We start from the raw sequence: 18,553 nt of genomic DNA, 5'->3' as shown, positions 1-18,553 counted from the left end.
CAGCAATTGGAAGGCTTTGCTACAGTTAAAGGTTAAGCTTTCCTGACTTTTACAGCCTGTAGTCCTTTTTTACCTTCTGCAATTTCAAATTCGACATCATCATTCTCCTGAATGCTGTCTATGCCCCCTAGAACATCCTTAAAATGAACAAAAATATCTTTATTTCCTTCATAAACGATAAATCCGTAGCCTTTTTGCGTGTTAAACCACTTTACTTTCCCGGTATTCATAAAATTCCAATGTAAAAATTAATATTCTTTAAAGTTCTCAACTATATCAAACTTAAAAAAAATAATAATGTTTTAAAATTATTTGTTCGGTTGTGGCGTCGTTCTGAGGTAAGGTTTGATCACTTTGTGACCTTTGGGGAATTTGTCCGCAATATCCTCCGTCTTAATGCTGTTCATTACCACCACATCTTCGCCATCTTTCCAGTCGGCCGGAGTAGCAACACTATATTTAGCCGTTAGCTGCAAAGAATCTATTACCCTTAAAACCTCATTAAAGTTTCTTCCAGTAGAAGCCGGATAAGTCAGCATCAGCTTGATCTTTTTATCAGGAGAAATAATGAACAGTGAACGCACAGTTAAGGTCTCCGATGCATTAGGATGAATCATATCATACAGGTCGGCAATCTTTTTATCTTCATCTGCAATGATTGGAAATTCAACTGTTGTATCCTGTGTTTCATTGATATCATTAATCCATCCTTTATGCGACTCTACAGAATCTACACTTAGCGCAATTACTTTCACATCTCTTTTCTCGAACTCTGATTTTAATGAAGCTGTACGTCCTAATTCTGTTGTACAAACCGGAGTATAATCAGCCGGATGCGAAAATATAACTCCCCAGCTATCACCAAGAAATTCATAAAAATCGATATCCCCAATTGAGGTTTTGGCTTTAAAATTTGGAGCTACATCTCCTATTCTGATACTCATAATACTATAATTTTGGTTGTAAAATTTAAAAATTAACCCATTATAAAAACACTACTAATATAGTAGATATTTAACCATTTCCAAAAAGGCCTTCTTCTTTCTTTCTGAAAACTATTTCGGGAACATCGCTACCCAATTTTTCATTAAATACCTTAATTGTATAATTGGCCAACACCGGGGTATCCAGTTCATCATGCTGGTGCAAAAAGAAATATACTTTCTGCAGATCATGATCAAGCCAGCTTTTAATACGTATTGCCCAGTCATCTATCCTTGCAAAATCAGAGTCCTGATGTTCCTTCCCATTTCCCACAAAACGGATAAATATCTCAGGAATTGTCAGTTCCATATGTAATACATCCCTTCTGCCCGAAACATCAGTAATTACTGCTCCTTTCTTGTATTTAGCAAGCATATCACAAACCATTTTTCTGGCTTCACGATCCTTAAACCAATCAGCATGTCTTAATTCCACAAAAACATTCAAATCTGCGGGAAGACTTTTAATATATTCTTCCAGGATAGCGTAATTTTTCGGTCCAAAGTTATCACTCAGCTGCAGGAAACAAGGCCCCAGAAATTCTCCAAACTCACTGATACTGGCTAAAAAATCATCCGTTGCCTGCTCCGCATTTTTGAGCCTTTTGATATGACTGACAATTCTTGGAAACTTGGGAAAAAACAAAAACTGACCGGTGGCATTCTGCATGGCTTTCTCTTTCCACTTATTCACCTGCTCTTTGGTCGGAATGGAATAAAACACAGCATTCAGTTCTATCGAATTAAAGTGTTTAACATATTCGTCCAGGAAATTGGCTTCTTTAGTCTTTGGCGGATAAATAATATTCACCCACTCTTTCCTGCCCCATTTGGCACAGCCGATGAAAAAATCTACTTGCTTAACCGCCTTGCCATTTATTATTTTTGCTGTCAGCTCTCCATCAGGAGGTAATGTGAAGTCCACAGATTTAACTTCTTCAGCAGCTACTTTTCCAAATTCCATATGTCCTGTTTATACATATACTAAAAACCCCGGAACAAAGATTATTGTTTCGGGGTTTAAAAATATTTGACGGAATATTTAGTTATACACTTTGATCATATATACAAAGTCCTGGATCTTGTTAATCTGTTTAGTTCTTTTAAGACCTACCAGCGGATTCTTTTTAATCGGGGCAACCTTCTTACCTAATGAATCCTGAGGAATAGCATCCAGAGCTTCCAAAACATATTTAGATTTGATCGCAAATGCAGCGCCATCCACCTGATTTTCTTTTGCGGTAATCACACCGATGATGTTACCATAATTATCCAAAAGCGGTCCGCCACTATTTCCCGGATTGATAGGAATAGAGACCTGATATTGTGTAGTATCACCACTATGTCCGGTTCTTGAACTTACATAACCATCACCTAACACGGCATCATCTTTTGGAAATCCAAGAGTAAATACGTTCTCTCCCATTTCTACATTGTTCCTTTTCAGTTTATAAGGAAGATTTGCCAGCGGCGTAAATGCATTATCAATGATTTTAAGGATTGCAATGTCATATTGTGAATCACGATAAACAACCTTTACCTTAAATGATTCCCCTTTACCATTCTGTACATATACAGAATCAGCATCTTTTACTACATGCAAATTGGTACAGATATAACCATTGGTAGTCAGTGCAAATCCGGTACCGCCAAACTTAGCCGGACTAAGCGGGCCTCTCGGTGCGGGTGTAGTAGTATTATTTGAGGTAATCAGTGATCTTACCAATTTGTTCTGGTTACTTTTAATATTAGCCAGTTCTCTCCTCATCAGATCATAACTGCCATTCTGCTTGGTATTGTGCAGATAAGAATATACAGTAAATAGCATTAACAACAGGAATGAGGCTGCCACTGCAACGCCCGATCTGTTGTTGCGCCAGAAGTTCACCAAAATAGAAGGATGAGGTTTATATTGATTAACCATAGCCTCTACATCCATCTGTGCGTGCGCCTGATCCATCTGCTGTTTCAGCGACATTATCACCCCATATTGTTTAGCTGCGTCCATGAACAACTGATGAGCAACCACTTTATGATCAATTACAGGGTCATTTTTACGCAGTTCTTCAAAAGCAGTTTTTTCCTCTGCTGTAAGTTTTCCACCCAGGTAATCTTCAATTATAGCTTCTATTTCTAAATCCTTCCTCATTTCCCTATTATATTTGAAAAAATAATTTCTTTAATCTCTGCAGGCATTTATACTTCTGTGTTTTGGCATTATCAGTATTTGTGTAGCCAAATTTTTCACAGATCTCCTGCATGGAGAGATTATTAATGTAAAAATCCTGAATAATAGTTTTGCAAGGTTCCCCCAGATTAGTCAATGCTGATCCCATCTTTTCAAACTGGAGATCCTTCTCTTCGTGGTATTCCACATCTACTTCTACCGCGATAACATCTTCAAAGTCCGAAATGTTATTCGTTTTTTTGCTGGCCTGTGATAGCTTCTTTAGCCAGATACGCCTGCAAACTGAATAAATGTAGGTTTTCAATTTACTGCTTAACTCGAAATTACCACCCTTTATTTTATTATATAAGACGATGATTGCTTCCTGATACACGTCTTTGGCATCATCTTCATCACCATTATTATTTAAAATAAACTGCAATACCATCGGAAAGTAACCGATATACAATCTATTTAGGGCATCTTCCGAGTTGTTTAGTATACCTAAAACAACCTCTCTATCTGTTGGAACTGAACTGCTTAACTTGTTACTCACTAATTAATACATTTATACGTGAATGGTAACCCAATATTAGGTAAAAAAATAATATTCTTTTTTTTTTAAAACGGTGGGTTACCTTTTGCTGATTGGGGTATTAATCTGTAAAATTAATTAATTATTTTAAAAATATTCAAAATGAAAAACTTATTCAAATTCGGCTTTTTAGCTTTAGCAATCTCTTTATCAGTAGCAGCATGTAACTCAGAAAAAAAAGCTGAAGGTACTGATACTACATTAACTGATTCAGGTGCAGTTACTACTTCTGTAGATACTAACGTTAAAGATTCTACAGTTAAAGATACTACTGTAACAACTACTACTACAGCTGTTGATACAACTAAAAAATAAGCTTTACAGCTTTAAAAAAAAGGCTTTGGAAATATCCAGAGCCTTTTTTTATGCCCAATAATTCCGGAACCACCGGTCAGACCAAGCTTATCAGATGAAATTGCTACCTTTGCGCTTGTAAAAATTTCGCATTCATGAATTTATCATCACTACAAGCTATATCACCTGTTGACGGTCGTTACAGGAACACCACACAAAACCTTGCAAAATACTTTTCAGAATCTGCACTCATTAAATATAGAGTATACGTTGAAATCGAATATTTCATCGCTTTATGTGAAACAGGTTTAAATGGACTAAGCAATTTTGATAAAGCAAATTATATTCAGCTACGGTCAATATTCGAGCAATTCAGCGATGATGATGCCCAGGAAATAAAAGAAACTGAAAAAATTACCAATCACGATGTGAAGGCTGTTGAATACTTTGTAAAAAAAAGATTCGATAATTTAGGCTTGCAGGACTATAAGGAGTTTATCCACTTTGGCCTGACTTCACAAGATATTAATAATACCGCAATACCCTATACTTTTAAACTCGCCCTGAACGAGGTTTACTATCCTGCGATCAGCTCACTAATCAGCAAAATAAAAGAACTGGCAACAGAGTGGAAAGATATTCCCCTGTTGGCACATACACACGGACAACCTGCTTCTCCTACTAAACTGGGAAAAGAATTCCTGGTATTTGCCGAGCGTCTGGAAATTCAGTTGAATAATCTGAAAAATATTCCGCACAGTGCAAAATTTGGTGGTGCTACCGGAAATTTCAATGCACATCATATCGCCTATCCAGGCATTAACTGGGTAGATTTTTCCAATAATTTTGTGAACAACACACTGAAATTAAACCGTGCACAACATACTACACAGATTGAACATTATGATCAGTTTGCAGCTCAATGTGATGCACTGAAAAGAATCAACAACATTATTATTGATCTGGACAGGGATATCTGGGCTTATATTTCCAAGAATTATTTCAAGCAAAAAATTAAAGAAGGTGAAGTAGGCTCATCGGCCATGCCACATAAAGTAAATCCTATAGATTTTGAAAATGCTGAAGGAAATGCCGGTCTTGCCAATGCCTTATTTGAATTTTTCTCTGCAAAATTACCTATTTCGAGGTTACAAAGAGATCTGACTGACTCTACAGTCTTAAGAAATGTAGGTGTTCCAATGGCGCATACGGCTATTGCAATTTCCTCTACGCTAAAAGGACTGAATAAACTTTTACTGAACAATGAAGTTATTGCTGCGGATTTAGAGAATAACTGGGCTGTAGTGGCTGAAGCCATTCAAACTATTCTCAGAAGAGAAGCTTATCCGAATCCATATGAAGCATTAAAAGATCTGACACGTACAAATACAAAGATTACGGCAGTGACCATGGCAGATTTTATTGATGGTCTGCAAATAGATGAAAATATTAAGCAGGAACTGAAGCAGATCACACCTTTTAACTACACAGGTGTATTTTAGGATATAATGACCTAAAACAGACATCGATATCTGAATTTCAGACCTGAATTATTTATTTTTGTAAGAAAAAAGAGACCATGACTATTAACGTATATACAGAACAAACCCCGAATCCTGCCACTATGAAGTTTATGGTCAACAAGTTGTTGATTAATGGCAGTGAAGATTTCGCAACTAGAGAAAGTGCTGAGCACTCTCCTTTTGCTAAAGAATTGTTCAAGTTTAACTTTGTGAGCGGCGTATTTTTTGCTAGCAATTTCGTTACTATCACGAAGACTGAAGATGCTGAATGGCCTGATATCGAACCCATTCTTAAAGAATTTGTGAAGGGTGCTGTAGAATCAGAATACAAAATTAAAGAAGCAACTGTTGAAGAAGCTCCTGCATTTGAAGGATCTGATCTGGAGATAAAAATACAGCAGATACTGCACGATTACGTTCGCCCTGCTGTTGAACAGGATGGTGGTGCAATCAGCTATAAATCTTTCGACGAAGGTGTGGTGACTGTAGAACTTCGCGGTTCATGCAGTGGTTGCCCTTCCTCTACCATCACCTTGAAATCTGGTATCCAGAATTTGTTACAAAGAATGGTACCTGAAGTAAAAGAAGTTGTTTCTAACGCTTTATAAGCTTATATCTTTATAAAAAAAAGAGAACCACATTAAATGGTTCTTTTTTTTTTATGCCTTTTTTAAATGGTTGTCGCTCATTATTTAAAATGACGCCTGATGGCTTCCAGTAATTCATGATCAACCAAGCCATTGGTTGCCAGCATTTCGCGCTGATCAATAAACTCATCACCACCATCAAAATTCATGACCTTACCACCCGCCTGCTGTACGATAAAAGCACCTCCCGCTACATCATAAGAGTTCAGGTTATATTCAAAAAAGGCATCAAATCGGCCACAGGCTACATAAGCCAGGTCTACCGCTGCTGAGCCTATTCTTCTCAGGCCATGCGTCCTCTGCATCAGCTCTGCCAATAGCAGCATATATTGCGGCTGTTTTTCGAACTGGTAATATGGAAATCCTGTTGCCAGCAGGGAATCTGCCAGCATAGTTCTCTTTGACACACTTATTTCTTTATTATTCAGATAAGCCGGCGCATTTTTATAACTGTAAAACATTTCAGCCCTGTTGATTTCATATACCACACCTAATACAGGTTTCCCTTCTTCATAAAGCGCGATGCTAATGGAATAGGTTGGCACACCATGAATAAAATTTGTAGTACCATCCAGTGGATCGATAATCCATGTATAGGTTTTACCGATGCTATTAGGCGTATCTTCTTCTGTGATGAATCCGGCATCCGGAATCAGCTGGGATAAGTTATCAACTAATTGTGCTTCTGCTGTTTTATCTACGTAAGAGACCAAATCATTTAGCCCTTTGAATTCAATAGAATCTGCATTAAAGCGCATCGATTCTTTTCTAATAAAATTCCCTGTCAGCCGCGTGATTGCGATGACCTGGTCACATAATAATTCGTAATTCAAATTTAGGATATTTAGTAATTCGCGTGTTTTTCTTTATTTTTCAATGAAAACACAACAAGGAGCAGGCCACAAATGAATAACAGTGAAGATATCATCTCCGCCTGAGTAAATGAAATGCCCGCAACATGGTACCTTGTGTTAACCCTGATCAGCTCTATGAAAAATCTCTCCATCCCGTTCATCATTAAATATATACCAAATAACATCCCCGGCAATTTAACCTGATGACGGATGCGCCAAAGGATTAGAAATAAAACAAAACATACAATTACCTCATACAGCGGCGTCGGATAAACAGGTAAAGGCAATACAGAACAGAATTTCCCTGTACATCCTGGTATTGCTACACCTTCCATGGCCACGTTATTGGGATAGGTATATGCCCATAACCAATCCGGCAGAAAGCTGAAAGGTTTAGGATTCAGGTTTACAATACCCCAGTCACCATCGCCCGACATATGACAGCCAATTCTTCCTACGCTATAGGCAAGCATCATCCCTGGTCCGCCAACATCAAGCATATGTAAAGGTTTAATCCCATTTTTCCTCGCAATGTACAATACCGCGGCACCACCACAGATCAAACCGCCATAAAAAGTGAGTCCACTAAAGGAAAGTAATCCGCCTATCGGATCTTTCACAAAAGAATCCCAATGCTCCAGATTATCAAATATCTTGGCTCCAAGGAAGCCCCATACGGCTGCCCAGACAATCATATTGCCCATCAATTCGTAAGGGTGTTCTGTAACCACGACATGTTTGGGCTGAGCAAGTTTGTATTTATTCTTTTCCTTATAGTCCCAGTAAGCAAACAGGCCGGCAAAAAATAGCCCTCCCAGTAAACTTCCTGAAGTGGACAGCAGCACTGTCTGTGCATCACTGACAAATAACTTATAATTTAATAAGGCGTAAACTAATTTATAACCTATCAAGAAGCCAAATACACCATTGTAAACCAGTTCAATTGGTTTTGGAGGCAAGCCTATTGTAGTTGTTTTTTTTACGGGATGTAATAATCCGAGTGCTTCCTTACGTTTAAGCTCCTTTGTAAAAGCCCAGTATCCGGCAATAAAAGCCAAAGCTACAAATACACCAAAAGTATTAAAAGGGAGTGGAATCTGAATACCGAAAAGATATTCAAGAAAATGGGAAACGGTAGGAAACATACATTATTTTCTTGCGAATATAAGATTAATGTACTAAAACTTCATCTGTTTCCATAACTTCTACTTCACCATCTGCGTCAAGATGAAGCAATTTCACTATCTTGATCTCGTTGACCATTACAGGATCGTATTTAGCTTTAACTTTAACATAGTTTTTAGTAAAACCATGCATAAAACCATTCTTCTGATCGTCTTCAAATAAGACCTCACCTACCGATCCGATTTGTGACTGGTAAAATGCGCGTCTCTTTTTGTCAGATAAAATGTGCAGCATTTTACTGCGGTCAGCTCTCGCGCTGCCCGCAACTACACCTGCCATTTCAGCTGCAGCGGTCTGCTCACGTTCAGAATAGGTAAACACGTGCAGATAGGAAATATCCAGCTCATTCAGGAACTGGTAAGTATCTAAAAAGTCTTCATGTGTTTCACCAGGGAAACCAACAATTACATCTACACCGATACAGCAGTTCGGAATCAATGCTTTAATAGTGGCAACGCGCTCAGTATATAATTCCCGTTGATATCTCCTCTTCATCAGTCCGAGAATTTTATTTGAACCGGATTGTAAAGGAATATGAAAATGAGGCACAAAACGTTTTGAAGCAGCAACGAAACTAATAATTTCATTGCTTAGTAAGTTGGGCTCAATTGAAGAAATACGGATCCTTTCGATTCCCTCCACTTCATCCAGTGCTTTAACAAGGTCAAAAAATTTATCCTCGCGCTCCCCATTACGGATACCGAAGTCGCCCAGGTTAACCCCTGTCAGCACAATTTCTTTCACCCCGCTTTCTGCAATCTGTTTTGCACGGTTAACCACGTTCTCAATGGTGTCACTACGACTTCCACCTCTGGCTAAAGGAATAGTACAATAAGTACAAGGGTAATCACAACCATCCTGAACCTTTAAAAAAGTCCGGGTCCGATCGCCAATAGAATAGGCGGCAATAAAATTATGATTTACTTTTTCAATATTCTGCTGATGAATAACAGCTTTCGGCTGTTTGGTCAGATCTGATATAAATTCCACAATTCGGAATTTCTCTGCTGCGCCTAAAACCATATCCACACCTTCAATTTCAGCAATTTCCACAGGTTTCAGCTGTGCATAACAACCTACAATAGTGATATAAGCATTTGGTGCATACTTTAACGCCTCTTTAACTACCTTACGGCATTTCTTATCAGCATGCTCAGTGACTGAGCAGGTATTGATCACATAAACATCCGCAGCATCAGTAAAATCTACCACAGCATAACCTGCATCAGTAAAAAGACGACCGATTGTTGAAGTCTCCGAAAAATTCAACTTACAACCTAAGGTATAGAATGCTACTTTCTTCATTGTTATTTGACGCTAAAAGGCTATTATAGATAAGCCTGCAAAGATAACTTTTTTATTGCTTGAATTTAACAGCAAGCATTTAAGGAATGTAAAATTCTATGAATTCTCTTCATTCCATCTATAGCTATCCTGCTCAAGGCCTGCCAGGTCGATCACACGGCTAACAACCGTCTGCGCCACTTCTTCAATACTTTTGGGAATACTGTAAAAAGAAGGATTAGCCGGACAGATAATCCCACCGGCTTCAGTCACGGTCTTCATATTATTGATATGGATCAGACTAAAAGGAGTATCCCTGACCACAGCAATCAGCTTCCTGCGTTCTTTAAGAATGACATCAGCCGCTCTGGAAATTAAATCATTAGAGATGCCATGTGCAATTCTGCCTAATGTTCCCATGGAACAGGGGATGATAATCATGGTATCAAACTTTGCTGAGCCTGAGGCGAAAGGAGCATTGAAATCCATTTTTTGATAGAAATCAAAAGAATATTGCTCATAATCAGTGTTCTCCAATTCGAAACGCCAGACTTCTTTGGCGTTATCTGACATGACCACCCCCACTTTTTCCACCTGATCAGCCAATTTCTGCAGGTTATCCAGCAATAACTTCGCATAGATAGATCCGCTCGCACCTGTTACCGCAACAATGATTTTCTTCTTTTTCATAGACTTCGTAAAGATACATAACCTGTATATACAAAAAAGGGCCGAAAATAAATTTTCGGCCCTACATCTACCTATGAAAAACATACCCCCTAAAGGGTAAGCCCAAATGTAATATTCTTTTTTTACATATAGAAAGTTTGAACACTCTTTTTTACGTTCAACTTGCATAAGTTTTGAACAATTTCAGAAATATCAGCCATTTTGTTTAACCTGTTTGCTTTGCCTAAGAAAAGATTATGTACTCTGATTGATCCTTCAGCCTCTATTTTTGGCAATTCTGAGGTGAATTGATCAGCCATCGGTGAATAAATTGCAATGCATTTACTTTTTTTCGGGTCGGCAGAAAAAAAAATCAAACTCCAATAAGCTGTTTATTAATTATTTAAAATAATATTTCAAATTCTTCATCAAAAAGATTTGCATAGAATATTAAAAAGCGTACTTTTGTCAAACTGAAAAACATGGTGGTTTTAGCTCAGTTGGTTAGAGCATCGGTTTGTGGTACCGAGGGTCGTGGGTTCGAGCCCCATATTCCACCCCATTTTAAATCAGTAAAGATTGAAAATTAAAAGCACCTGGTAACGGGTGCTTTTTTTGTTTAAACACAAAAAAGGCGCGTTATGATTGAGATTTATACCGATGGCGCAGCAAGCGGCAATCCAGGACCGGGAGGTTACGGCGTAATATTACGTTCAGGGGCACATTATAAAGAGCTGAGCGGAGGCTTTCGCCTTACTACCAATAACCGCATGGAGTTACTTGCAGTGATAGTAGGACTCAACACGATCAAAAAACCCGGTGCGCAGGTAACCATCTACTCAGATTCAAAATACGTGGTAGACTCAGTAGAGAAAAAATGGGTATTCGGATGGGTAAAGAAAGGTTTCAAGGATAAAAAAAACAAAGATCTCTGGATACGATTCCTTACCGTCTATAAATTACATGAGGTTAAATTCATCTGGATCAAAGGTCACAACGACCATCCCGAGAATGAACGTTGTGACGTATTGGCCGTAGCTGCATCCAGAAACAGGAATAGCCTGGAAATTGATTTTGAGTTTGAGGCAGAGAAAAATAAAAATACGCTTTTATAGGACTGGTACTTCTTGTTTTGCCATCATTTCTTCGGCCATTTTTACCATTTTTGAAGAGCCAATAAAGATAGACGACCTTTGGTGAAGTTCCACTGGTTCGATATCCAGAATTCTTCTGAAACCATCTGAAGCAATGCCGCCAGCCTGTTCAATAATAAAAGCCATAGGATTACATTCATATAAAAGCCTTAATTTCCCATTAGGAGAACTTGCAGTAGTAGGATACATATAAATCCCTCCCTTTATTAAATTTCGATGGATATCTGCTACCATAGAGCCTATATACCTTGAAGTATAAGGCCTGTTACTTGCGGCATCATGCACCTGGGCATATTTAATATATTTTTTTACCCCTTCAGGAAAATGCACATAATTCCCTTCATTAATAGAATAGATGCTGCCATCATCCGGCATCTTCATATTCGGATGCGATAGACAAAATTCACCGATGGATGGATCAAGCGTGAAGCCATTCACTCCCTTCCCTGTGGTATAAACCAGCATGGTAGAAGATCCATAGATCACATAACCCGCAGCCACCTGCTCCGTACCCTTCTGCAGCACGTCTGATAAAGTAGCCATACCCTCAGTTGATTTCCTTCTGTAAATAGAGAATATCGTCCCTACCGCGACATTCACATCAATATTGGAAGAACCGTCAAGCGGATCGATACACACAATGTATTTTGCATTCTTAGACACCGGAGAATCGATAGGTACAAAGTCATCTTCCTCTTCTGTGGCGACAATACAACATTCACCACCGCTGGTTAATGCAGAGATAAATTGCGTGTTAGCGAATATATCCAGTTTCTTCTGGCCCTCTCCCTGGATATTCACCGTTCCTGCATCACCGAGTATATCCACCAGTCCGGCTTTATTGACTTCACGGTTTACTATTTTGGAAGCGATCCCAATATCTCTCAATAATCTTGAAAGTTCACCCTTAGCATAAGAGAAATCTGCTTGTTTCTCAATTATAAACTGACCTAATGTTTTTATACCTGACATATTTACTTAGTGTATTTAATACGTTATCTATCACCCAATTCGATGACCTCTAAGGTATGTATTTTTTCTTCCGAAATACAAAAGCGAATTAATGTTTTAACTTTATGCCAGCCCGATTTACCTGCTGCACCGGGGTTTATATGCAAACAGCTGATTTTCGGATCAAACATCACCTTTAAAATATGAGAGTGCCCGGTGATAAAAAGCTTTGGAGGGTTAGTGTATATTTCACCCTTTATATTAGATGCATATTTACCGGGATAACCGCCAATATGTGTCATCCAAACATCTACCTCTTCGCAGTTGAAACGAAGATGTTCCGGAAACTCCGCGCGGATTTCTTTGCCATCAATATTACCATATACACCTTTTAGCGGTTTAAATGCAGCTAGCCGATCTGTAACACCATCACCAAAATCTCCTGCATGCCATATTTCGTCGCAGGAATCAAAATGCCTGAAAACAGCATCATCGAGAAAACTATGTGTATCGGAAATCAATCCTATTTTTTTCATAAAATCTAAAATTAAAATGCCAGCAAAAAATCCTTCAATGCATCTTTATATTGGCAAGTGTACACAGCCTGTGATTCATAAATATAAAAATCTTCGTGCAGAACGGTTCCGGATTTAAAACCGAGGCAAATGATATGCCTGAATGCTGTTTTGGTATGGTCTGAATACACACGGATAATTTTGGAAGGGAATAATTTAAACAATACCGCATTCACAATAACCTTTTCTGCTTGTTTCACTGGCAGTACCAGCCATAAAACCCCGTCGACGGCAAGCATGCCACCTACTTTTTGCAACAGGAGTTGAAAGAAATCTTCATCTGCATGCCTGGCCAGTTCTTTTCTTTTGTCTGCACTTTTTAAATCGTTGATGAAATAAGGGGGGTTCGACACAATTAACTGATATTTGATATCCGTATCATACTTTTCAATTGCCGTATGATGTATTGTTATTCTCTCAGAAAAAGCAGTATTGACGCGATTGCTCTCCGCCGCCGCCGCCGCTAAATCGTCAATTTCTACAGCATCGATATTTGCCTGTGGATATCTCTGTGCCAGCATTAAAGCGATCACTCCTGTTCCTGTACCTATATCTAAAATATGTGTAGGTGCAGCGTGACTAACAATGGCGCCCAAAAGGACGCCATCGGTATTTATTTTCATTGCGCAACCGGTCTGATCGACCTCAAACTTCTTGAATTTGAAAACGCTGCTCATCTTTAAGCTTCGTAAATTTCTAAAGGCAAACCATCCGGATCAGCAAAAAATGTGAAACGTTTACCCGTATATTCATCAGTCCTTACAGGTTCTGTGACCACTCCTCTGCTATTTAGCAATGAGGCAGCAACAGTTACATTACCAACCTCAAAAGCAAGGTGCCTTAATCCGGCCGACTCTGGTCTTGAAGGTCGTGCAGGCGGATTTTCGAAAGAGAATAACTCAATCTGATAAATACCATTCACTGTTAGATCCAGCTTATATGACTTACGTTCTGCCCTGTACACTTCCTGCACTACCTGCAACCCCAAAATATTGACATAGAAATTTTTACTGACTTCATAATCTGAGCATATAACGGCAACATGATGAATCTTATTAAACATAATATCTTTTTTTTATTAAAAAGTAGGAAGACAAATATAAGTTAATAGTATACAAAAGGCGACCTTTACCGTATTACTGGCCTAATACGAATGATAATGGCATCGTATAACGTACTCTTACATTCTGCTTGTTCTGTTGTCCGGGTCTCCATTTTGGCGACTTTTTGATCACGCGCATAGCTTCTTCATCACAGCCCCCTCCAATTCCCCTGATAATTGATACCGCAGTAACAGAGCCATCAATTTCCACCACAAAACTAACAAATACCTTGCCCTGTATCCCTTCCTCTGCAGCAACAGAGGGATACCTTAAATTGCGCTGAATGAATTTTGACCAGGCGGCCATACCACCTTCAAACTCCGGATACTTTTCGATAGTGCTACCATCATATACGGTATTATCAGTTGCAGGTGCTGTTCCAATACCGCTTCCGTTTCCATCCCCAACCGCTGGAGCTACAGATGCCTTAGTCGCAATTCCATCCTGTGTCACCTGCCCAACCACTGCATCCTTAAGGTCTTTGAGATCCGGCATGGTTTCATCAATTTCCGGCTTGTCCACCACTTTAATATTCGCTACCATTTTAAAAGACTTCACTTTCTGCTCTGCCTTCTCTGGCGCAGGTGGTTCTATCTTTTTCACAGGAGGTTCATGAACTTCTGGTGGCGCAACTGCAGTTACGGGATCCATTTCTACAGATGTAGCAGTCACCTCTGGATGTAAACGACTGTAAATCATTGGTCCGGCAAACAGCATAATGAATATTGGTGCTGCAATAAGAAATGCTCTGGTAGTGATACCGGCAGATTCCGCCCTTAATAAATAGGCTCCATAAGATTTGTTTCTGTTTTTAAAAACAAGATCGAGCCACTCTGATTTGTAAAGATCTGACGAGGAATTTAGCATAGCTTTGAAGTTTATTTCACATTCATGATGTCTGAAATGAATGAATTCCATAAGCTTTCTGATTAAATAAATCGAGCCTGTTAAGCCACCAAAGCGATAAATTTAAAATCCCGGAGAATAAACGATTTGTTAATTCTGATTTAACATAAAAAAATGTAAACAAATACACATCAAAAATTTATACATATTTATTTTTTTCCCGCGAATTATTGAATAGTTTATTATAAATATTCTATTTTTGATCAAATTTAAAGAAACGAATGAAAAGCTTAAGAACAATCGCATTAAAAGAAGCACAAACCAGAGTTTCACCAGAAGTTAAGGCACCATCTGCTAAAATTTCTGAGTTTTTTGGTTCGAATGTGTTTGATAAGAAGAAAATGAAAGATTTCTTATCAAAGGAAGTGTATGAAAAATTAATCTCTGCTATTGAGCAAGGGGAATTAATCAATTCAGATGACGCAAACCAGATCGCTACGGCCATGAAACATTGGGCGATGTCAAAAGGTGCAACGCATTATACGCACTGGTTTCAGCCTTTAACAGGTTCTACTGCTGAAAAACACGATTCTTTTTTTGAGCCTAGTGGTGATGGTGCGATTGAGAAATTTGCAGGTAGTGCATTAGTTCAGCAGGAGCCAGATGCATCAAGTTTCCCAAATGGAGGTATCAGAAATACATTTGAAGCACGTGGATATACGGCATGGGATCCTTCTTCTCCGGCATTTATCATGGAAAGTAAAGCAGGTAAAACATTGTGTATCCCTACAGTATTTGTAGCTTATACAGGTGAAGCCTTGGATTATAAAGCACCTTTACTAAAAGCATTAAATGCTTTAGATAAGGCTGCTGTAGACGTTTGTCAGTATTTCGATAAAGGAATCAATAAAGTAACTGCATCGTTGGGTATTGAGCAGGAATATTTCCTGGTTGACCTTGCATTATACAATGCACGTCCTGATTTAATGTTAACAGGTCGTACGCTGTTTGGTCATATGTCTGCTAAAGGACAACAATTAGATGATCATTATTTCGGATCTATTCCTGAGCGTGTTTTCACTTTCATGGTAGATTTTGAGAACGAGGCATTGAAATTGGGTATTCCTTTGAAAACCCGTCACAATGAGGTAGCACCATTACAATTTGAATGTGCTCCTATCTATGAAGAAATCAACCTTGCAATTGACCACAATCAATTGTTAATGGATGTGATGGAGAAAGTTGCCCGCAGACATCATTTCAAAGTGTTATTGCATGAAAAACCATACGCTGGTATCAATGGATCTGGTAAACACAATAACTGGTCACTGATTACCAACACAGGCAAAAACTTATTAGCTCCGGGAAAAACTCCTAAAAACAACCTGATGTTCCTTGCTTTCTTCGTAAATACGATTAAAGCTGTACACGAGCATGCAGATTTATTAAGAGCGAGTATTGCTTCAGTAAGCAACGATCACCGTCTGGGTGCCAATGAAGCTCCGCCGGCAATCATCTCTATCTTCTTAGGTGAGCAGTTAAACGAAGTACTTGACGAAATCGAGCACTCAAGAATCAGCAAAAAAATCAAAGAAGATAATGCATTGTGGTTAGGTATCCCTAAAATCCCGCAAATCTTATTAGATAATACTGACCGTAACCGTACTTCACCTTTTGCCTTTACAGGTAACAAATTTGAATTGCGTGCAGTTGGTTCTTCTGCAAATTCATCTGCACCAATGACTGTATTGAATACAATCATGGCAGATCAATTGATCAAATTCAAAGCTGAAGTTGATAAGCTGATCAAAAAAGGAGAGAAAAAAGATATCGCTCTTTTAACGATCATCAAAAAATACATTAAAGAGTCAAAAGACATCCGTTTTGAAGGTAACGGTTATAGCCAGGAGTGGGAAGATGAAGCTACTAAACGTGGCCTTGCAAACATCAAAACTACACCGGTAGCTATTGATGCTTATGTTTCAGATAAATCTCTGGATTTATTTGAGAAAAATAACATCTTCTCTAAACGTGAGCTTCATGCCCGCCATGAGATCTTATTAGAAAGTTATTACAAAAAACTACAGATCGAAGCAAGAGTAATCGGTGAAGTAGCAAATACAATGATTATACCGGCAGTTATCGACTACCAGAATACATTATTGGATAACCTGAAAAGCCTGAAAGAAGTTGGTTTATCTAAAGAAGTAATGGCTACTCCATTAGCAATTGTAAACAAAATTTCTGAGCATTTAGGTGTGATGAAAGCTAGTGTAGACTCCATGCTGGAAGAGCGAAAAGTTGCTAACGGTGTTGAAGATCACAGAGAAAAAGCGATCTCTTACGATGAGAAAGTTAAATCTCAGTTTGAAACTATCCGTTACCATGCTGATAAATTGGAGCAGATTGTTGACGACAACGTTTGGCCTTTACCAAAATTCAGAGAATTACTATTTTTAAAATAAGAAATCATCTGATAATTGATATAACCTCTGCCCTAAAAGGCAGAGGTTTTTTTTTATCTTTGCAGCAATATGAGTGATAACAGGTACAACCAGCGCGGCGTTTCTGCCTCGAAAGAAGATGTGCACCAAGCCATCAAGAATATAGATAAAGGCATTTTCCCACAGGCATTTTGCAAAATCATTCCTGATATATTAGGAAATGATGAAGAGTTCTGCAATATTATGCATGCAGATGGTGCAGGTACAAAATCGTCTTTAGCTTATGTTTACTGGAAAGAGACGGGCGACCTAAGTGTTTGGAAAGGTATTGCACAGGATGCCATTATCATGAACCTGGACGATCTGATCTGTGTAGGTGCTACAGACCATATCCTGTTATCGTCAACCATAGGCAGAAACAAAAATCTGATTACCGGAGAGGTTATTGCAGCCATTATCAATGGTACAGAGGAAATTCTTGCTGAATTACGTGAGATGGGAATTTCTATTTATTCAACCGGCGGAGAGACAGCTGACGTGGGTGATCTTGTACGCACGATAATCGTAGATTCTACCGTTACCTGTCGCATGAAACGTGATGAAGTGATCAGCAACCACACTATCGAGGCTGGTGACGTGATTGTTGGCCTTTCTTCTTCAGGTCAGGCTACTTATGAGACAGAGTATAACGGAGGTATGGGCTCTAATGGATTAACATCCGCCCGTCATGATGTTTTTGATAAATCAGTAGCCGATAAGTATCCTGAAAGTTTTGATCCTGCCGTACCTTTTGATCTTGTATTTTCAGGTGGTAAAAAACTGACAGATACAATAAAAATAGACGAACAAACGGAAATCACAATTGGAAAACTGGTACTTTCCCCTACCCGTACCTATGCACCTGTGATTAAAAAAGTGTTAGAGAAACACCGCAATCAGATTCACGGACTGGTACATTGCAGCGGTGGTGCTCAAACCAAAGTACTTCACTTTATCAACGATAACATTCATGTTATAAAAGATAACCTGTTCCCTGTTCCACCATTGTTTGAACTGATACAGGAGCAATCCGGCACTGAGTGGAAAGAGATGTACAAGGTATTTAATATGGGTCATAGAATGGAACTGTATGTATCCGAAGAAATTGCAGCAGATATCATTGCTATTTCTAAAAGCTTCAATATCGATGCTAAGATTATTGGCAGGGTGAAAAACTCAGCTAAAAAACAGGTAACCATCAATAGCGAAAAAGGAAGCTTCAATTACGAATAAGTAACTG

The 18,553-nt window shown here is 38.7% G+C and carries 20 protein-coding genes and 1 tRNA gene; 7 read left to right on the top strand and 14 right to left on the bottom strand.

All coding sequences use genetic code 11. The annotated features are described in order from the left end of the window. Nucleotides 1–32: 32 nt before the first annotated feature. The 5 genes from OQX62_RS12655 to OQX62_RS12635 all read right to left on the bottom strand — a co-directional run bounded on the left by OQX62_RS12655 (nucleotide 33) and on the right by OQX62_RS12635 (nucleotide 3,706). A complete protein-coding gene (locus tag OQX62_RS12655; RefSeq protein WP_265831898.1) occupies nucleotides 33–230 on the bottom strand; it encodes a cold-shock protein in 198 nt (65 codons plus the stop codon). A gap of 78 nt (nucleotides 231–308) precedes the next feature. Next, nucleotides 309–944 carry a peroxiredoxin gene (locus OQX62_RS12650; RefSeq protein WP_265831897.1) on the bottom strand — a complete coding sequence of 212 codons (636 nt, stop codon included), beginning with the start codon at nucleotides 942–944 and terminating at the stop codon, nucleotides 309–311. 70 nt (nucleotides 945–1,014) lie between these two features. Beyond that, a complete protein-coding gene (locus OQX62_RS12645) occupies nucleotides 1,015–1,947 on the bottom strand; it encodes a DUF72 domain-containing protein (protein ID WP_265831896.1) in 933 nt (310 codons plus the stop codon). 78 nt (nucleotides 1,948–2,025) lie between these two features. Next, the gene (locus OQX62_RS12640; RefSeq protein WP_265831895.1) at nucleotides 2,026–3,132 is read right to left on the bottom strand and encodes a S1C family serine protease; all 1,107 of its coding nucleotides are present in this window, start codon (nucleotides 3,130–3,132) and stop codon (nucleotides 2,026–2,028) included. 7 nt (nucleotides 3,133–3,139) lie between these two features. After that, nucleotides 3,140–3,706: an RNA polymerase sigma factor gene (locus tag OQX62_RS12635; protein ID WP_265831894.1), complete on the bottom strand. Its 567-nt coding sequence runs from the start codon at nucleotides 3,704–3,706 to the stop codon at nucleotides 3,140–3,142. A 141-nt stretch (nucleotides 3,707–3,847) separates the two neighbouring features. On the opposite strand from OQX62_RS12635, the gene OQX62_RS12630 reads away from it, so the two are divergent. The 3 genes from OQX62_RS12630 (at nucleotide 3,848) to OQX62_RS12620 (ending at nucleotide 6,170) form a co-directional block, all read left to right on the top strand. Then, complete coding sequence (locus OQX62_RS12630) at nucleotides 3,848–4,060, top strand: hypothetical protein (protein ID WP_265831893.1); 213 nt, start codon at nucleotides 3,848–3,850, stop codon at nucleotides 4,058–4,060. A 134-nt stretch (nucleotides 4,061–4,194) separates the two neighbouring features. Further along, on the top strand, nucleotides 4,195–5,541 hold the full coding sequence (gene purB, locus OQX62_RS12625) for an adenylosuccinate lyase (RefSeq protein ID WP_265831892.1): 1,347 nt from the start codon (nucleotides 4,195–4,197) through the stop codon (nucleotides 5,539–5,541). Nucleotides 5,542–5,618: 77 nt separating this feature from the next. Continuing rightward, nucleotides 5,619–6,170, top strand: a complete 552-nt coding sequence (locus OQX62_RS12620; RefSeq protein ID WP_265831891.1) for a NifU family protein — start codon at nucleotides 5,619–5,621, stop codon at nucleotides 6,168–6,170. Nucleotides 6,171–6,250: 80 nt separating this feature from the next. Here OQX62_RS12620 and OQX62_RS12615 read toward each other — a convergent pair whose 3' ends face one another. The 4 genes from OQX62_RS12615 to OQX62_RS12600 all read right to left on the bottom strand — a co-directional run bounded on the left by OQX62_RS12615 (nucleotide 6,251) and on the right by OQX62_RS12600 (nucleotide 10,222). Then, the gene (locus OQX62_RS12615; RefSeq protein WP_265831890.1) at nucleotides 6,251–7,042 is read right to left on the bottom strand and encodes an inositol monophosphatase family protein; all 792 of its coding nucleotides are present in this window, start codon (nucleotides 7,040–7,042) and stop codon (nucleotides 6,251–6,253) included. An 11-nt stretch (nucleotides 7,043–7,053) separates the two neighbouring features. Then, nucleotides 7,054–8,208 carry a prolipoprotein diacylglyceryl transferase gene (locus OQX62_RS12610; protein ID WP_265831889.1) on the bottom strand — a complete coding sequence of 385 codons (1,155 nt, stop codon included), beginning with the start codon at nucleotides 8,206–8,208 and terminating at the stop codon, nucleotides 7,054–7,056. A gap of 25 nt (nucleotides 8,209–8,233) precedes the next feature. Next, the gene (mtaB, locus tag OQX62_RS12605; RefSeq protein ID WP_265831888.1) at nucleotides 8,234–9,553 is read right to left on the bottom strand and encodes a tRNA (N(6)-L-threonylcarbamoyladenosine(37)-C(2))-methylthiotransferase MtaB; all 1,320 of its coding nucleotides are present in this window, start codon (nucleotides 9,551–9,553) and stop codon (nucleotides 8,234–8,236) included. 96 nt (nucleotides 9,554–9,649) lie between these two features. Then, nucleotides 9,650–10,222 carry a UbiX family flavin prenyltransferase gene (locus tag OQX62_RS12600; protein ID WP_265831887.1) on the bottom strand — a complete coding sequence of 191 codons (573 nt, stop codon included), beginning with the start codon at nucleotides 10,220–10,222 and terminating at the stop codon, nucleotides 9,650–9,652. A gap of 464 nt (nucleotides 10,223–10,686) precedes the next feature. Here OQX62_RS12600 and OQX62_RS12595 point away from each other — a divergent pair. Continuing rightward, nucleotides 10,687–10,763: transfer RNA gene (locus tag OQX62_RS12595), tRNA-His, on the top strand. A 79-nt stretch (nucleotides 10,764–10,842) separates the two neighbouring features. Continuing rightward, a complete protein-coding gene (gene rnhA / locus OQX62_RS12590; protein ID WP_265831886.1) occupies nucleotides 10,843–11,316 on the top strand; it encodes a ribonuclease HI in 474 nt (157 codons plus the stop codon). Here rnhA and fbp read toward each other — a convergent pair. From fbp to OQX62_RS12565, 5 genes are all read right to left on the bottom strand, one after another. Beyond that, nucleotides 11,311–12,327: a class 1 fructose-bisphosphatase gene (fbp, locus tag OQX62_RS12585; RefSeq protein WP_265831885.1), complete on the bottom strand. Its 1,017-nt coding sequence runs from the start codon at nucleotides 12,325–12,327 to the stop codon at nucleotides 11,311–11,313. The two genes, rnhA and fbp, sit on opposite strands and share 6 nt — an antisense overlap. 23 nt (nucleotides 12,328–12,350) lie before the next feature. Further along, complete coding sequence (locus OQX62_RS12580; RefSeq protein ID WP_265831884.1) at nucleotides 12,351–12,842, bottom strand: metallophosphoesterase family protein; 492 nt, start codon at nucleotides 12,840–12,842, stop codon at nucleotides 12,351–12,353. Nucleotides 12,843–12,853: 11 nt separating this feature from the next. Further along, nucleotides 12,854–13,558, bottom strand: coding sequence for a tRNA1(Val) (adenine(37)-N6)-methyltransferase (locus tag OQX62_RS12575; protein ID WP_265831883.1), 705 nt, complete (start codon nucleotides 13,556–13,558; stop codon nucleotides 12,854–12,856). Nucleotides 13,559–13,560: 2 nt separating this feature from the next. After that, nucleotides 13,561–13,944: a VOC family protein gene (locus tag OQX62_RS12570; protein ID WP_265831882.1), complete on the bottom strand. Its 384-nt coding sequence runs from the start codon at nucleotides 13,942–13,944 to the stop codon at nucleotides 13,561–13,563. 73 nt (nucleotides 13,945–14,017) lie between these two features. Continuing rightward, nucleotides 14,018–14,902 (bottom strand): energy transducer TonB, encoded by an 885-nt coding sequence (locus tag OQX62_RS12565; RefSeq protein ID WP_265831881.1) that lies wholly within the window; start codon nucleotides 14,900–14,902, stop codon nucleotides 14,018–14,020. A gap of 209 nt (nucleotides 14,903–15,111) precedes the next feature. On the opposite strand from OQX62_RS12565, the gene OQX62_RS12560 reads away from it, so the two are divergent. Together OQX62_RS12560 and OQX62_RS12555 are read left to right on the top strand one after the other, a co-directional pair. Next, a complete protein-coding gene (locus OQX62_RS12560; protein WP_265831880.1) occupies nucleotides 15,112–17,295 on the top strand; it encodes a glutamine synthetase III in 2,184 nt (727 codons plus the stop codon). A gap of 69 nt (nucleotides 17,296–17,364) precedes the next feature. Further along, nucleotides 17,365–18,546: an AIR synthase related protein gene (locus OQX62_RS12555; RefSeq protein ID WP_265831879.1), complete on the top strand. Its 1,182-nt coding sequence runs from the start codon at nucleotides 17,365–17,367 to the stop codon at nucleotides 18,544–18,546. The last annotated feature ends 7 nt before the right edge of the window (nucleotides 18,547–18,553 follow it).

This window comes from Pedobacter sp. MR2016-24, from assembly GCF_026239655.1.
In the GTDB taxonomy this organism is placed as follows: Bacteria; Bacteroidota; Bacteroidia; order Sphingobacteriales; family Sphingobacteriaceae; genus Pedobacter.
This window is presented reverse-complemented; position numbering and strand designations above follow the sequence as displayed.

What these genes read in the sequence shown, in the direction of transcription:
- OQX62_RS12580 (WP_265831884.1), bottom strand. Translation starts at nt 12,842, where the DNA reads ATGAAAAAAATAGGATTGATTTCCGATACACATAGTTTTCTCGATGAT.
- OQX62_RS12555 (WP_265831879.1), top strand. Translation starts at nt 17,365, where the DNA reads ATGAGTGATAACAGGTACAACCAGCGCGGCGTTTCTGCCTCGAAAGAA.
- OQX62_RS12650 (WP_265831897.1), bottom strand. Translation starts at nt 944, where the DNA reads ATGAGTATCAGAATAGGAGATGTAGCTCCAAATTTTAAAGCCAAAACC.
- OQX62_RS12640 (WP_265831895.1), bottom strand. Translation starts at nt 3,132, where the DNA reads ATGAGGAAGGATTTAGAAATAGAAGCTATAATTGAAGATTACCTGGGT.
- OQX62_RS12575 (WP_265831883.1), bottom strand. Translation starts at nt 13,558, where the DNA reads ATGAGCAGCGTTTTCAAATTCAAGAAGTTTGAGGTCGATCAGACCGGT.
- OQX62_RS12560 (WP_265831880.1), top strand. Translation starts at nt 15,112, where the DNA reads ATGAAAAGCTTAAGAACAATCGCATTAAAAGAAGCACAAACCAGAGTT.
- purB (WP_265831892.1), top strand. Translation starts at nt 4,195, where the DNA reads ATGAATTTATCATCACTACAAGCTATATCACCTGTTGACGGTCGTTAC.
- OQX62_RS12610 (WP_265831889.1), bottom strand. Translation starts at nt 8,208, where the DNA reads ATGTTTCCTACCGTTTCCCATTTTCTTGAATATCTTTTCGGTATTCAG.
- OQX62_RS12645 (WP_265831896.1), bottom strand. Translation starts at nt 1,947, where the DNA reads ATGGAATTTGGAAAAGTAGCTGCTGAAGAAGTTAAATCTGTGGACTTC.
- fbp (WP_265831885.1), bottom strand. Translation starts at nt 12,327, where the DNA reads ATGTCAGGTATAAAAACATTAGGTCAGTTTATAATTGAGAAACAAGCA.
- OQX62_RS12600 (WP_265831887.1), bottom strand. Translation starts at nt 10,222, where the DNA reads ATGAAAAAGAAGAAAATCATTGTTGCGGTAACAGGTGCGAGCGGATCT.
- OQX62_RS12565 (WP_265831881.1), bottom strand. Translation starts at nt 14,902, where the DNA reads ATGGAATTCATTCATTTCAGACATCATGAATGTGAAATAAACTTCAAA.
- OQX62_RS12630 (WP_265831893.1), top strand. Translation starts at nt 3,848, where the DNA reads ATGAAAAACTTATTCAAATTCGGCTTTTTAGCTTTAGCAATCTCTTTA.
- OQX62_RS12655 (WP_265831898.1), bottom strand. Translation starts at nt 230, where the DNA reads ATGAATACCGGGAAAGTAAAGTGGTTTAACACGCAAAAAGGCTACGGA.
- OQX62_RS12570 (WP_265831882.1), bottom strand. Translation starts at nt 13,944, where the DNA reads ATGTTTAATAAGATTCATCATGTTGCCGTTATATGCTCAGATTATGAA.
- mtaB (WP_265831888.1), bottom strand. Translation starts at nt 9,553, where the DNA reads ATGAAGAAAGTAGCATTCTATACCTTAGGTTGTAAGTTGAATTTTTCG.
- rnhA (WP_265831886.1), top strand. Translation starts at nt 10,843, where the DNA reads ATGATTGAGATTTATACCGATGGCGCAGCAAGCGGCAATCCAGGACCG.
- OQX62_RS12620 (WP_265831891.1), top strand. Translation starts at nt 5,619, where the DNA reads ATGACTATTAACGTATATACAGAACAAACCCCGAATCCTGCCACTATG.